Origin of the sequence: Bradyrhizobium sp. ISRA442, from assembly GCF_038085055.1 — a bacterium.
Taxonomy (GTDB): Bacteria; Pseudomonadota; Alphaproteobacteria; order Rhizobiales; family Xanthobacteraceae; genus Bradyrhizobium.
This window is the reverse complement of sequence record NZ_JALGCN010000002.1, coordinates 134155-147888: the sequence shown is the minus strand read 5'-3', so window position 1 is coordinate 147888 and position 13734 is coordinate 134155. Positions and strand designations below refer to the sequence as shown.

Sequence of the window (13734 nt, the reverse complement as noted above, 5' to 3'; positions counted from 1 at the left end):
CCAAAGTCTCGCGAGCGGCCTCCTGATGGGGCTGCTCTACGGGCTGATCGCGGTCGGTCTCGCGCTGATCTTCGGCCTGATGGACGTTGTGAATTTCGCCCATGGCGAGTTCCTGATGATCGCGATGTACGCGACGTTCTTCCTGTTCGCGTTCTTCGCCATCGACCCCTTGCTGTCGGCGCCGCTGGTCGCCGCGGCGCTCTTCATATTCGGGGCGGTGGTCTACTTGTTGATCGTGCGCTTTGCCATGCGCGCCAAAGCAAACGCCGGCATGGTGCAGATCTTCTCGACGTTTGGTCTCGCCATCGTGATGCGCGGTCTCGCGCAGTTCTTCTTCACGCCGGATTACCGCAGCATTCCGCAGTCCTGGCTCGGCGGCAAGACAGTGTCGGTCGCCGGCATCTTCCTGCCGGAGCCGCAGCTCATCGGTGCGCTGGTCTCGATCGCGGCCTTTGCCGGCCTCTACTTCTTCATCAACCGCACCGATTTCGGCCGCGCACTGGAAGCGACGCGCGAGGATCCCGGCGCGGTGGCGCTGGTCGGCATCGACAAGAACCGCGTGTTCGCACTCGGCTGGGGCCTGGGCGCCGCGCTGGTCGGTCTGGCCGGCGCGATCATGGCGGTGTTCTTCTACGTCTATCCCGACGTCGGCGCGTCCTTTGCGCTGATCGCGTACGTCACCGTCGCGCTCGGCGGCTTCGGCAGCGTGTTCGGCGCCTTCGCCGGCGGCATCGTCGTCGGTCTCGTCGAAGCCGTTACGGCGCTTGTGCTGCCGCCGTCGCTGAAATCGGTTGGCATCTACGCCGTCTACCTGTTGGTCGTCTTCATCCGGCCGCGCGGCCTTTTCGGGTCGATGTGATGGACAAGAATTTTGCCGCGCGGCGCCGCCGCGACCTTCTGATCGCCGCTGTTCTCGCGGTTCTGGCAGCGCTTGCGCCGTTGTTCGTGAAGGACGTCTACGTCCAGAACATTCTTATCCTGACCCTGATGTATGCGGCGCTGTCGCAGAGCTGGAACATCCTCTCCGGCTATTGCGGGCAGATATCGCTCGGACACGCACTCTATTTCGGCATCGGCGCCTACACCACCGAACTCCTGTTCACCAAGTTCGGCGTGCTGCCCTGGTTCGGCATGCTCAGTGGCGGCGTGATCGCGGCGGCGATCGCAATGGCGCTCGGCTATCCCTTCTTCCGCCTGCGCGGACATTACTTCGTGATCGCGACCATCGTCATCGCCGAGATCGGGCTCCTGCTGTTCCAGAACTGGGACTGGGCCGGGGCCGCGCTGGGCATCACCATCCCGGTCCGCGGCGATAGCTGGCTGAAATTCCAGTTCATGCGCAGCAAGCTGCCGTACTTCTATTTCGCGCTCGCGCTCTGCTGTCTCGCTTGGTTCGTCACCTGGTGGCTGGAAGATTCCAAATGGGGCTTCTGGTGGCGCGCGGTGAAGGACAATCCGGATGCCGCCGAAAGCCTCGGCGTCGTCGTGTTCAATTCCAAGATGGGTGCGGCCGCCGTTTCCGCCTTCCTCGTCGCCGTCGGCGGCAGCTTCTATGCGCAGTACCTTGCCTATATCGACCCCGAAAGCGTCATGGGCTTCCAGTTCTCGCTGCTGATGGCCCTGCCGGCCGTGCTCGGCGGCATCGGCACGCTCTGGGGCCCGGTGCTTGGCGCGGCCATCCTGATCCCGATGACGGAGCTGACGCGCTCCTATATCGGCGGCTCCGGACGCGGCGTCGACCTCATCGTCTACGGCACGCTGATCGTGCTGATCTCGCTGGCCTTGCCGCAGGGATTGGTGAGCCTGTTCTCGCGTGCGAGGGCCAAGAACCAAGTCAAGGGAGCCACACGATGACCGCGCTCCTTCAAACCCGCGGCGTCTGGCAACGCTTCGGCGGCCTCGTCGCCAATAGCGACGTCTCGGTCTCCGTCGGCCGCGGCGAGATCGTCGGCCTGATCGGCCCCAACGGCGCCGGCAAGTCGACCCTGTTCAATCTCATCGCCGGCGTGTTGCCGCCGACCCAAGGCTCGATCTGGTTCGACGGGCAAGACGTGACCCGGATGCGCGCAGCCGAGCGCTGCCAACTCGGCATCGGGCGCACCTTCCAGGTGGTCAAGAGCTTCGAGACCATGACGGTCGTCGACAACGTCATCGTCGGCGCGCTTGTGCGCACGACCGTGATGCGCGAGGCGCGCCGCAAGGCGCATGAGGTGCTCGAATTCACCGGCCTTGCCGCGCGCGCCGACGTGCTCGCGAGCGACCTCGTGCCGGCCGAGAAGCGCCGCCTCGAGGTCGCGCGTGCGCTCGCGACCGAGCCGAAGCTGCTGCTGCTCGACGAAGTCCTCACCGGCCTCACGCCGACCGAGGCGCAGACCGGCGTCGCGCTGGTGCGCAAGGTGCGCGATGCCGGCATCACCGTGCTGATGGTCGAGCACGTCATGGAGATCGTGATGCCGCTGGTCGACCGCGCCATCGTTCTCGACCTCGGCAAGGTGCTGGTCGAGGGCACGCCCGCCGACGTCGTCCGCAATCCCAAGGTGATCAGCGCATATCTGGGAGATCGTCATGCTGTCAGTGCATGAGGTCACGACTGCCTATCAGGGCCTGGTCGCGATCTCCGCAGTCTCGATCGAGGTCGAGAAGGGCGAGATCGTCTGCGTCGCCGGCGCCAACGGCGCGGGCAAGTCGACGCTGCTGAAATCCATCGCCGGCGCCGAGCGTCCACGCGCGGGGACGGTGACCTTCGACGGCAAGCGTCTCGACGGCATGGCGCAGCATCACATCACGGCCGCCGGCATCGCCTATGTGCCGGAAAACCGCCGGCTGTTTCCGCGCCTGTCGGTGCGCGACAATCTCCGCCTCGGCAGCTATCTCTACCGCGGCGAAGCGGGCCGCGAGGGCCCGCTCGATCTCGTTTTCAAGCTGTTCCCGCGCCTGTCCGAACGTCTCGACCAACGTGCCGAGACGCTAAGCGGCGGCGAGCAGCAGATGCTCGCGATCGGCCGCGCGTTGATGACGCGCCCGCGGCTTCTGATGCTCGACGAGCCATCGCAAGGCATCATGCCGAAACTCGTCGACGAGATCTTCCAGGCGGTCAAGCGCATCCGCGACGCCGGCATGACTGTGCTGATTGTCGAGCAGCGCATGGCCGAGTGCCTGGAGATCGCCGACCGCGCCTACATCCTGCAAACTGGCCGCGTGCTGATGCAGGGCCCGTCCGCCGAGATCAAGGGCAACCCGGACGTCAGGAAGGCGTATCTGGGGCTGTAGCCGAGATCGCGGCACGTCCTCGCGACACTCTCTCGCTGTCGTCGCCGGCGAAGGCGGGCGATCCAGTACGCCGCAGCGCTAGCGGGGAACGTTTGACGTCTCTGGAATACTGGATTCCCCGCCTTCGCGGGGAATGACAGTGTGGACGAGACGGCACCATCCCGCTCATGACCGCATAACGCTAATGCCCATGCTCCGGCAGCGTGACTCCGAACACCTTCACCAGATCCGTCACCTGCTCCGGTGACAGATAACGCGGGTTCAGGCCGCGCAGCAGCAGGTACAGCTTCGCCGTCTCCTCCAGCTCCTCGGTCGCGAACACCGCCGCCTCCAGCGTGTCGCCGGCGACCACCGGGCCGTGATTGGCGAGCAGCACGGACGAGTATTGGCCGGCCAGTCCCTTGATGGCGTCCGCCACCGCCGGATCGCCCGGCCGGTAATAGGGCACGAGCGCGGTGGCGCCGCATTTCATCAGATAATAGGCTGTCATCGGCGGCAGCGCGGCGCGCGGGTCGATCTCGGGCAGCATCGACAGCGCCACCGAATGGGTCGAGTGCAGATGTACGATCGCGCGCGCACTCCCGCGCGTGTCATAGAGCGCGGTGTGCAGCGGAACTTCCTTGGTGGGCGCGTCGCCGGAGATCAGCCGGCGCTGTGCATCCAGCCGCGAGAGTCGCGTCGGATCGAGGAAACCGAGCGAGGCATTGGTCGGCGTCACCAGCCAGCCGCCGTCATCCAGCTTGACGCTGATATTGCCGGAGGAGCCCGGCGTCAGCCCGCGCTCGAACAGGGAGCGCCCGAAGCGGCAGATGTCCTCGCGAAGCCGTGTTTCGTTGCTCATGGCCGTCATGCCCGCTTGTCTCATGCTTTGGCAGCGCGGCCAAGCCGTGATATTCGGTTTGCCAAGCCGCCGACCAAAGCCGGCCACCGGGGAACGTTCCAAAGGATTAGTTGCATGTCCGCCTCCACCTCACAGAATCAGCGCGTTGCCGTCATCGGGCTCGGCTCGATGGGCTTTGGCATGGCGACATCGCTGAAACGCGCTGGTTTTGCCGTGACGGGCTGCGATGTTTCGGCCGATGCGGTGGCGCGTTTTGTCAAGGATGGCGGTGCGGGCGCCAAAACACCGGCCGAAGCCGCCAAAGGTGCCGACATCGTCGTCAGCGTGGTCGTCAACGCCGCGCAGACCGAGGCCATCCTATTCGGCAAGGATGGCGCCGCCGAGACCATGCCGAAAGACAGCGTGTTTGTGTCCTCCGCCACCATGGATCCGGAAGTGGCGCGGCGCCTCGCCAAGCAGCTCGAGGCGAGTGGTCGGCATTATCTGGATGCGCCAATCTCCGGCGGCGCGCAGCGCGCCGCACAAGGCGAGCTGACGATTCTCGCCTCGGGCAGTTCCGTCGCTTTTGCAAAAGCGCGCCCCGCGCTCGATGCCATGGCGGCCAAGCTCTACGAGCTCGGCGATGCCGCCGGCCAAGGCGCCGCCTTCAAGATGATCAACCAACTCCTGGCCGGCGTGCATATCGCCGCCGCCTCCGAAGCGATGGCGTTCGCGGCCAGGCAGGGCCTGGACATACGCAAGGTCTATGAGGTGATCACGGCCTCCGCCGGCAACTCCTGGATGTTCGAGAACCGCATGCCGCATGTGCTCGACGGCGACTATACGCCTCGCAGCGCGGTTGAGATCTTCGTCAAGGATCTCGGCATCATCCAGGATATGGCGCGCAGCGCCAGATTCCCGGTACCGGTCTCCGCCGCGGCGCTCCAGATGTTTCTGATGACGGCCGCCGCCGGCATGGGCCGCGACGATGACGCGTCGGTGGCGCGGATATATGCGCAGGTCACCGGCGTGAAGCTGCCCGGCGACAAGTAAGCAAGAGGATTCCAATGCCCCGTTTTGCCGCCAATCTCTCGATGATGTTCACCGAGGTGCCGTTCCTCGACCGCTTCGATGCCGCCGCGCAAGCCGGCTTCACCGCGGTCGAATTCCTCTTCCCCTACGAGCATCCGGCCGAGGCGATCGGCGAACGGCTCAAGCGCAACGGCCTGACGCAGGCCCTGTTCAACCTGCCGCCGGGCGACTGGAATGCCGGCGAGAAGGGCTTTGCGGCGTTGCCGGCGCGCTTTGCCGATCTCAAGCAGAGCCTTGAGACGGCGCTGCCCTACGCCAAGGCGACCGGCGTCAAGCGCCTGCACCTGATGGCCGGCATCGCCAATCGCGGCGACCGGCTTGCGATCGAGGCCTTCTACAAGTCGGTGGCCTGGGCCGCGGAATTCTTCGCACCCCACGGCATCGACATCGTGATCGAGCCGATTAACTCGCGCAACGTGCCCGGCTACTTCCTCAACGACTTCGGCTTCGCGCGCGACGTGGTCCAGGAGTTGAGGCTGCCCAACCTGAGGCTCCAGTTCGACATCTACCACTGCCAGATCATCCATGGCGACGTGACGATGCGCCTGCGCGAGATGATGCCGATCATCGGCCACGTCCAGATCGCCAGCATTCCCTCGCGCAACGAGCCCGACGGCGAGGAGCTGAACTATCCGTTCCTGTTCGCCGAGCTCGACCGGCTCGGCTATCCCGGCTTCGTCGGCTGCGAATACAATCCGCGCGGCAAGACCACAGACGGACTCGCCTGGTTCAAGCCCTATGCAGGAGTGAAGCCGTGACGCTTGCAGCGCAAATTTCTCTTGGCTGCATCGCCGACGACTACACCGGCGCCTCCGATCTCGCCAACACGCTGACGCGCGCGGGCCTGCGCACCGTGCAGACCATCGGCGTGCCCGCCGACGACCTCGCGCTGCCCGAGGTCGACGCCGTCGTGGTGTCGCTGAAAAGCCGCTCGATCGAGGCGGGTCTTGCCGTGTCGCGCTCGCGCGCGGCGGAGGCATGGCTGCGCGGCCGCGGCGCGCGCCACGTTCTGTTCAAGATCTGCTCGACCTTCGATTCGACCGATGCCGGCAATATCGGCCCGGTGATGGATGCCCTGCGCACCGATTGCGGCGAAGCGATCGTGTTGATGACGCCGGCCTTCCCGGAGACCGGCCGCACCGTCTACCAGGGCAACCTGTTCGTCGGCGCCGTGCCGCTCAACGAGAGCCCGCTGAAGGATCACCCGCTCAACCCCATGCACGATTCCAACCTGGTGCGCGTGCTGGCGCGCCAGAGCAGGACGCAAGTCGGTCTCGTCGACCTCGCGACCGTCACCCGCGGCGCGGATGCCGTGCGGGCGCGGCTGGCCGAGCTCGCAGGCAAGGGCATCGGTGCTGCGATCATCGATGCCGTGTTCGATCGCGATCTCGAGACCATCGGCCTCGTCGCTGCTGAGCATCGGCTCTCGGTCGGCGCCTCCGGCATCGGCCTCGGGCTGGCGCGGGCGCTGGTTTCGACAGGCAAGGTCGGATCGACCGCGCCCGGCAGTGCGACGGGCGCCGTGGTCGCCGGACCTGCGGCCTGCCTTGCCGGAAGCTGCTCGCAGGCGACGCTGCGGCAGATCGCCAACGCTGAAGCCATCATGCCGGTGCTCCATCTCGACCCGGACCGTACTATTACGGGCAAGGACGAAGCGCAGCGCGCGTTGGCCTGGGCCCAGCCGAGGCTCGCCGACGGTCCGGTCTTGATCGCGTCGAGCGCGACACCGGATCAGGTCGCAGCCTTGCAGGCGCGTCACGGCCGCGACGCCGCCGGCCACGCCATCGAGCAGGCCATGGCCGACATTGCGGAAAGCCTTGTGAACGCGGGCGTTCGGCGCCTAATCGTGGCCGGGGGCGAGACCTCTGGTGCCGTCGTCGATCGCCTGAAGATTCCCGGCTTCCTGGTCGGCGCGGAGATCGCCGCCGGCGTGCCCGTTTTGCGCGCGGTTGGCACTGATGTGGGCGACATGCTGCTCGCGCTGAAGTCGGGCAACTTCGGCGGACCGGAGTTTTTCTCCGACGCGCTTAGGCTCATGCGCTGAGCGCAGAGCACTCTTAGCCGCCTGTTCATTTGTTTCGGCTTCGGTACTCGCACGGAGTCGTAGTTAACATTTGCGTAGGTGCTCTGCGGTCAGATGTCGGCGCTGCTCCCCTTTGGTTGATTCTTACAGCTTCCGGATGCGCGCCCGCGCCTGCACCACGAGACCCGATTATGTTTGCCAAGATCTCCATTCGCGCCAAGATCATTAGTGTCGTGGCGCTCCTGCTCGTCGCGATGACCGGCATGGGCCTGCTCGCCGTCATGAAGATGCGGTCGATGAACGCCAACACGGCGGATATCACGACAAGCTGGATGCCGAGCGTGCGGTTTTTGGGCGATTTGCGCGCTGGCGTGATCACCTATCGCAACGTCATTCGCGAGCACATGCTTGCCGAGACGCTGGAGGAGAAGCTGGCAAACGAAAAGACGCTCGCGACTGTGGTGGAAGCCAATACCAAGTTCCGCCAGAAGTATGAGCCGATGATCACTTCGCCCGATGAGCGAGCGCTCTACAACGAGTGGTCCAAGGTCTGGGACGAATACAAGAAGGGCACCCAGGAAGTCATGGCGCTTTCGCGGAATGAGGCCGGCAAGGTCCCGCACGAAGCCCATGAGCTCAACGTCAAGGTGAACAAGATCGGTTTGCGGGCGGACGAAATCCTGAACAAGGACATCGAGCTGAACACCAAGGGTGGCGACCAGGCCGCCCAGGATGCGGCCGACAGCTACTTCTCCAGCTTCATGCTGCTCTCGATCATCCTCGGCACGGCTGTCGTGGTCGGTATCGCCGTCAGCTTCTACCTCGTTCACGATGTCTCCAGCGGCATCAACTCCATCACCGAGCCGATGCAGGCGCTGGGCAAGGGCGACCTCAGCGCGGAAGTCCCGCATCGCGGCGAGAAGACCGAGATCGGCGTCATGGCCGACGTGCTCCAGGTCTTCAAGGAGGCGCTGATCGCCAAGAAGGAAGCCGACGAGGCCGCCGCGCGCGACGCCGAAGCCAAGATCGAGCGCGGTCGCCGCGTCGACAATATCACCCGTGAGTTCGAATCGATGATCGGCGAGATCGTCCAGACCGTGTCGTCGGCATCGACCCAGCTTGAAGCCTCGGCCTCGACGCTGACCTCGACGGCCGACCGCTCGCAGAAGATGGCGACCACCGTCGCGGCGGCGTCGGAAGAAGCTTCCACCAACGTGCAGTCGGTTGCATCGGCGACCGAGGAGATGGCCTCGTCGGTCGGCGAGATCAGCCGCCAGGTGCAGGAATCGGCGCGGATGGCGGGCGATGCCGTCGGCCAGGCGCGCGCCACCACCGAGCGCGTTAGCGAGCTGTCGAAGGCGGCCTCCCGCATCGGCGACGTTGTCGAGCTGATCAACACCATTGCCGGCCAGACCAATCTGCTGGCGCTGAACGCGACCATCGAAGCGGCGCGCGCCGGTGAGGCCGGCCGCGGCTTCGCAGTGGTGGCTTCCGAAGTGAAGGCTCTCGCCGAGCAGACCGCGAAGGCAACCGGCGAGATCGGCCAGCAGATCGCCGGCATTCAGGCGGCGACCAACGACTCGGTCGGCGCCATCAAGGAGATCTCCTCGACCATCGAGCGTCTTTCGGAAATCTCCTCGGCCATTGCCGCCGCAGTGGAAGAGCAGGGCGCGGCGACCCAGGAGATCGCCCGCAACGTGCAGCAGGCGGCGCAGGGCACCCAGCAGGTGTCCTCCAATATCACCGACGTGCAGCGTGGCGCGACCGAGACCGGGACCGCCTCCTCGCAGGTGCTGTCCGCGGCGCAGATGCTGTCGAACGACTCGAGCCGGCTGAGGACCGAGGTCGGCAAGTTCCTGACCAACGTCCGCGCGGCGTGATCTGCTGAGGTTGTTGCCTTTGTATCCGAACGTCGTCCCGGCCCCCGTGCGCAATTGCGCACGAGGTCGGGACTGCACCGTGACCTGTCCTCGCTCGCATAGCTGCGATGCTTGTTCCGCAGTGCGGTAGCAGTGAATTGAATGGCGCGACGCCGCTTCGCGTTGGCGCTTCCGGCAGTGTCCGGGTAAAGGGAAAGAGGAATACCCGCGGGGGCGGACTCTTTTTTCCTCGCATGACCCGGAATTGCCTGGCGAATGATAGCTCTGGTCCGTATTGCCCTGAGCCGGCCCTACACGTTTGTCGTGCTCGCGCTGCTGCTTCTGATCATCGGACCGCTCGCCGCGCTGCGGACGCCGACCGACATCTTCCCGGATATCCGCATCCCTGTGATCGGCGTGGTCTGGCAGTACACGGGCCTGCCGCCGGACCAGATGTCGGGCCGCATCACCACGCCGTTTCAGCGCGCGCTGACGACCACCGTCAACGACATCGAGCACATCGTCGCCAACTCCTATAACGGCGTCGGCATCATCAAGATCTTCTTCCAGCCCAATGTCGACATCCGCACTGCGAACGCACAGGTCACCGCGATCTCGCAGACGCTGCTGAAGCAGATGCCGCCGGGCGCAACCCCGCCGCTGATCCTCAACTACTCGGCGTCCACCGTGCCGATCATCCAGGTGGCGCTGTCGGGCGAGGGGCTCACCGAGCAGAACCTCGCGGACCTCGGCATCAACCAGCTCCGTACGCCGCTGGTCACCGTGCCCGGCGCGGCGATACCCTATCCGTTCGGCGGCAAGCAGCGCCAGATCCAGATCGACCTCAACCCGACCGCGCTGCAGGCCCGCGGCCTCTCCGGCCAGGACGTGGCCAACGCGCTTGCGGCGCAAAACCTGATCACGCCGGTCGGGACCCAGAAGATCGGCAGTTTCGAATACTCGATCCAGCTCAACAACTCGCCGCTCCGGATCGAGGAACTGGGCGACCTCCCTATCCGTCAGGTCAACGGCGCGATGGTCTATGTGCGCGACGTCGCAACCGTCAGAGACGGCAATCCGCCGCAGACCAACATCGTCCACGTCGACGGTAACCGCTCGGTGCTGATGATGGTGCTGAAGGCCGGCGCGACCTCGACGCTCGACATCATCGCCGGCATCAAGCAGAAGGTGATCGACGTCAAGGACCAGCTACCGGACGCATTGAAGATCGGCTTCATCGGCGACCAGTCGGTGTTCGTCCGCGGCGCGATTCAAGGCGTTGCCTTCGAAGGCGTGATCGCGGCGCTGCTCACCAGCGTCATGATCCTCCTGTTCCTCGGTAGCTGGCGCTCGACCATCATCATCGCGATCTCGATCCCGCTGTCGGTGCTCGGGGCGATCATCATGCTCTCGGCAATCGGCGAGACGCTCAACATCATGACGCTCGGCGGTCTCGCGCTCGCGGTCGGCATCCTCGTCGACGACGCCACGGTGACGATCGAGAACATCAACTACCATCTGGAGCAGGGCAAGCCGGTCGAGCAGTCGATCCTGGACGGCGCCAACCAGATCGTGACGCCGGCCTTCGTCTCGCTGCTCTGCATCTGCATCGTGTTCGTGCCGATGTTCTTCCTCACCGGCGTCGCGCGCTTCCTGTTCGTGCCGATGGCCGAAGCCGTGATGTTCGCGATGATCTGGTCGTTCATCCTGTCGCGCACGCTGGTGCCGACCATGGCGAACTACCTTTTGCAGGCGCACGTCCATCACGAGGGTGCACCGCCGAAGTCGCGCAATCCGCTCGTTTGGTTCCAGCGCGGCTTCGAGGCGCGGTTCGAGCGTCTCCGCGGCGGCTATCGCGGCCTTCTGGGTATGGCGCTGGCACACCGTGCCGTGTTTGTGATCGGCTTCCTCTGCGTGGTCGGCGCGTCGTTCGCGCTGGTGCCGTTCCTCGGGCGTAACTTCTTCCCCGCGGTCGACGCCGGCAACATCTTGATGCATGTCCGCACCCAGGTCGGCACCCGCGTGGAAGAGACCGCTAACCAGCTCGCCGACGTGCAGAAGGCGATCCGCAAGCTGATCTCGGGCGAGATCGAGACGCTGACCGACAACATCGGCATGCCGATCTCTGGCATCAACATGACATACAACAACACCGGCGTGATCGGCCCGCAGGACGGCGACATCCAGATCAAGCTGAAGGAAGGCCACAAGCCGACCGATGAGCATGTGCGTGTGCTGCGCGAGCAGTTGCCGCGGCTGTTCCCGGGCGTCAGCTTCGCCTTCCTTCCGGCCGACATCGTCAGCCAGATCCTGAATTTCGGCGCGCCGGCCCCGATCGACCTGCAGATCCGTGGTGCCAACCAGGAGGCCAACTTCGCCTATGCCAACAAGCTGCTGGCGAAGGTCCGCAGGATCCCCGGTGTCGCCGATGCGCGCATCCAGCAGTCGCCGAACAGCCCGACCTTCAACATTGATGTCGACCGCACCCGTGCGCAATATGTCGGCCTGACCGAGCGCGACGTCACCAACAGCCTCGTGGTCAATCTCGCGGGCTCCTCGCAGGTGGCGCCGACCTACTACCTCAATCCGGACAACGGCGTGTCCTATTCCATCGTGATGCAGACGCCGCAATACCAGATCGACTCGCTCAGCGCGCTGCAGACGCTGCCGATGCCGGCGTCCGGCAATTCGCAGTCGCCGATCCTTGGCGGCATCGCCGACATCAAGCGCTCGACATCGAGCGCGGTGGTGTCGCAATACGACATCCAGTCGCTGGTGCAGATCTTCGCGACGACGCAGGGCCGCGACCTCGGCGCGGTCGCCGCCGACATCCGCCAGGTGATCGCCGATACCGCGAAGGAAGTGCCGAAGGGCTCTTCCGTCGTGCTGCTCGGTCAGGTGCAGACCATGAACAGCGCCTTCACCGGCCTCTTGTTCGGCCTGCTTGGGGCCGTCGTGCTGATCTACTTCCTGATCGTCGTGAACTTCCAGTCCTGGTCGGATCCCTTCGTGATCATCACGGCGCTGCCGGCCGCGCTGGCCGGCATCGTCTGGATGCTGTTCACGACCGAGACCACGCTGTCGGTGCCGGCGCTTACCGGTGCCATCATGTGTATGGGCGTTGCCACCGCCAACAGCGTGCTCGTGATCTCCTTCGCCCGCGAGCGCTATGAGGAGCTGGGCGATCCCGTCGCGGCCGCGCTCGAGGCCGGCTTCGTCCGCTTCCGCCCGGTGCTGATGACGGCGCTCGCCATGATCATCGGAATGGCGCCGATGGCCCTGGGGCTGGGCGAGGGCGGCGAGCAGAATGCGCCACTTGGCCGCGCCGTAATCGGTGGCTTGATCTTTGCAACTTTCGCGACGCTGATGTTTGTTCCGGTGGTGTTCAGTATGGTCCACAAGAAACAAGGCGCCAAAGCCGCCGCCCCATTGGAGACTCCGCATGTCGCCCACTGAACTCCGCTCGCCGGTGTCGCACCGGAAACTGGGCATCTTCGGCGTGGTGGCACTGATCGCGGCAGGCCTCGTCGTCGGCACCGGCATCCGCGCCCGCGAGGAGCAAGGCTCCAAGCTGAAGGAATGGACCGACGATCAGGCTGTTCCCAGCGTCGCCGTCACCCTGCCCAATGCCAAGGGTCTCAACGCCACCATCGACCTGCCGGGCCGGCTCGAGGCCTATTACCGCGCGCCGATCTTCGCCCGTGTCAGCGGTTACCTGAATAGCTGGAGCGCCGACATCGGTGCGCGCGTCAAGGCGGGGCAGGTGATCGCCGAGATCGAGGCGCCCGATCTCGATCAGCAACTGCTCCAGGCCCGCGCCGACCTCGCCAGCCAGCAGGCCAGCGCGCGGCTGTCGGAAGCGACACTGAACCGGCGCAAGACGCTGGTCGCCTCCAACTTCGTTTCGGCGCAGGAAATCGACGAGCGCACCGCCGACCTCTCCAACAAGAACGCGGCCGTCCACTCGGGCCAGGCCAATGTCGAGCGGCTGGAAGCGCTGGCCGGCTACAAGAAGATCACCGCGCCGTTCGACGGCGTGGTCACGGCGCGCGACACCGACGTCGGCGCGCTGATCAATGCCGGCGGCGGTTCGGGTCCGGCGATGTTCGTGATCTCTGATATCACCAAGCTGCGGGTCTACGTCAACGTGCCGCAGAATTACGTGCCGGCGATCAAGATCGGCGCCAAGGCCACCATCACCCTGCCGGAGTACCCGAACCGGACGTTCCAGGCCACGGTGGAAGCTTCCTCGCAGGCCGTCGACGTCGCCTCCGGTACCACGCGGATGCAGCTCGGGCTCGACAATTCCAGCGGCGAATTGATGCCTGGCGGCTACGCCAGCGTGAAGCTGAGCCTGCAGCGCGACTCCGCGCCGCTCAGCATTCCCGCCAGCGCTCTGATCTTCAACAGCAGCGGCCTGCGCGTCGCGACCGTCGGTCCCGACGACAAGGTGCTGTTCAAGACCGTGACGATCGCGCGCGATCTCGGTCGCGAGATCGAGCTCGCCTCGGGCATAGCCCCGGACGACCGCATCATCACGGCCCCGCCGGACGGCCTCTCCGATGGCGATCAGGTCCGCGTCGTCGGCGCCGCCGGCGGCAAGCCCGCCACGGCGTCGGAGAAGCAGGCGCCGAGGAGCTAGCTCTGAGCCTGTAGGGTGGGCAAAGCGA

Annotated in this window: 11 protein-coding genes; 10 read left to right on the top strand and 1 reads right to left on the bottom strand. The window is 65.4% G+C overall.

The window, feature by feature from the left end; genetic code table 11:
* The first annotated feature begins 25 nt into the window (after positions 1 to 25).
* The 4 genes from MTR72_RS03800 to MTR72_RS03785 are packed head-to-tail and all read left to right on the top strand — an operon-like array spanning position 26 to position 3270.
* Positions 26 to 859, top strand: a complete 834-nt coding sequence (locus tag MTR72_RS03800) for a branched-chain amino acid ABC transporter permease (protein ID WP_280971035.1) — start codon at positions 26 to 28, stop codon at positions 857 to 859.
* Positions 859 to 1854: a branched-chain amino acid ABC transporter permease gene (locus tag MTR72_RS03795; RefSeq protein WP_280965097.1), complete on the top strand. Its 996-nt coding sequence runs from the start codon at positions 859 to 861 to the stop codon at positions 1852 to 1854. The genes MTR72_RS03800 and MTR72_RS03795 overlap by 1 nt, the downstream gene beginning before the upstream one ends.
* On the top strand, positions 1851 to 2582 hold the full coding sequence (locus tag MTR72_RS03790; protein WP_280965096.1) for an ABC transporter ATP-binding protein: 732 nt from the start codon (positions 1851 to 1853) through the stop codon (positions 2580 to 2582). The genes MTR72_RS03795 and MTR72_RS03790 overlap by 4 nt, the downstream gene beginning before the upstream one ends.
* A complete protein-coding gene (locus MTR72_RS03785; protein ID WP_280965095.1) occupies positions 2566 to 3270 on the top strand; it encodes an ABC transporter ATP-binding protein in 705 nt (234 codons plus the stop codon). The genes MTR72_RS03790 and MTR72_RS03785 overlap by 17 nt, the downstream gene beginning before the upstream one ends.
* A gap of 181 nt (positions 3271 to 3451) precedes the next feature.
* Here MTR72_RS03785 and otnC read toward each other — a convergent pair whose 3' ends face one another.
* Complete coding sequence (gene otnC, locus MTR72_RS03780; RefSeq protein WP_280965094.1) at positions 3452 to 4120, bottom strand: 3-oxo-tetronate 4-phosphate decarboxylase; 669 nt, start codon at positions 4118 to 4120, stop codon at positions 3452 to 3454.
* Positions 4121 to 4162: 42 nt separating this feature from the next.
* Between otnC and ltnD the strand changes: the two genes are divergently transcribed.
* From ltnD to MTR72_RS03750, 6 genes are all read left to right on the top strand, one after another.
* The gene (gene ltnD, locus MTR72_RS03775; RefSeq protein ID WP_445819556.1) at positions 4163 to 5143 is read left to right on the top strand and encodes an L-threonate dehydrogenase; all 981 of its coding nucleotides are present in this window, start codon (positions 4163 to 4165) and stop codon (positions 5141 to 5143) included.
* Positions 5144 to 5157: 14 nt separating this feature from the next.
* On the top strand, positions 5158 to 5940 hold the full coding sequence (otnI, locus tag MTR72_RS03770) for a 2-oxo-tetronate isomerase (protein WP_280965092.1): 783 nt from the start codon (positions 5158 to 5160) through the stop codon (positions 5938 to 5940).
* Entirely contained in the window at positions 5937 to 7226 is a 1290-nt protein-coding gene (otnK, locus tag MTR72_RS03765; protein ID WP_341510110.1) for a 3-oxo-tetronate kinase, read from the top strand. Before otnI ends, otnK begins: the two co-directional genes overlap by 4 nt.
* 170 nt (positions 7227 to 7396) lie before the next feature.
* Entirely contained in the window at positions 7397 to 9085 is a 1689-nt protein-coding gene (locus tag MTR72_RS03760) for a methyl-accepting chemotaxis protein (RefSeq protein WP_341510109.1), read from the top strand.
* A 255-nt stretch (positions 9086 to 9340) separates the two neighbouring features.
* On the top strand, positions 9341 to 12520 hold the full coding sequence (locus tag MTR72_RS03755) for an efflux RND transporter permease subunit (protein ID WP_280965089.1): 3180 nt from the start codon (positions 9341 to 9343) through the stop codon (positions 12518 to 12520).
* Positions 12507 to 13706 carry an efflux RND transporter periplasmic adaptor subunit gene (locus MTR72_RS03750; protein WP_341510108.1) on the top strand — a complete coding sequence of 400 codons (1200 nt, stop codon included), beginning with the start codon at positions 12507 to 12509 and terminating at the stop codon, positions 13704 to 13706. The genes MTR72_RS03755 and MTR72_RS03750 overlap by 14 nt, the downstream gene beginning before the upstream one ends.
* Positions 13707 to 13734: the final 28 nt, after the last annotated feature.

What these genes read in the sequence shown, in the direction of transcription:
- MTR72_RS03800 (WP_280971035.1), top strand. Translation starts at nt 26, where the DNA reads ATGGGGCTGCTCTACGGGCTGATCGCGGTCGGTCTCGCGCTGATCTTC.
- MTR72_RS03795 (WP_280965097.1), top strand. Translation starts at nt 859, where the DNA reads ATGGACAAGAATTTTGCCGCGCGGCGCCGCCGCGACCTTCTGATCGCC.
- MTR72_RS03790 (WP_280965096.1), top strand. Translation starts at nt 1,851, where the DNA reads ATGACCGCGCTCCTTCAAACCCGCGGCGTCTGGCAACGCTTCGGCGGC.
- MTR72_RS03785 (WP_280965095.1), top strand. Translation starts at nt 2,566, where the DNA reads ATGCTGTCAGTGCATGAGGTCACGACTGCCTATCAGGGCCTGGTCGCG.
- otnC (WP_280965094.1), bottom strand. Translation starts at nt 4,120, where the DNA reads ATGACGGCCATGAGCAACGAAACACGGCTTCGCGAGGACATCTGCCGC.
- otnI (WP_280965092.1), top strand. Translation starts at nt 5,158, where the DNA reads ATGCCCCGTTTTGCCGCCAATCTCTCGATGATGTTCACCGAGGTGCCG.
- MTR72_RS03760 (WP_341510109.1), top strand. Translation starts at nt 7,397, where the DNA reads ATGTTTGCCAAGATCTCCATTCGCGCCAAGATCATTAGTGTCGTGGCG.
- MTR72_RS03755 (WP_280965089.1), top strand. Translation starts at nt 9,341, where the DNA reads ATGATAGCTCTGGTCCGTATTGCCCTGAGCCGGCCCTACACGTTTGTC.
- MTR72_RS03750 (WP_341510108.1), top strand. Translation starts at nt 12,507, where the DNA reads ATGTCGCCCACTGAACTCCGCTCGCCGGTGTCGCACCGGAAACTGGGC.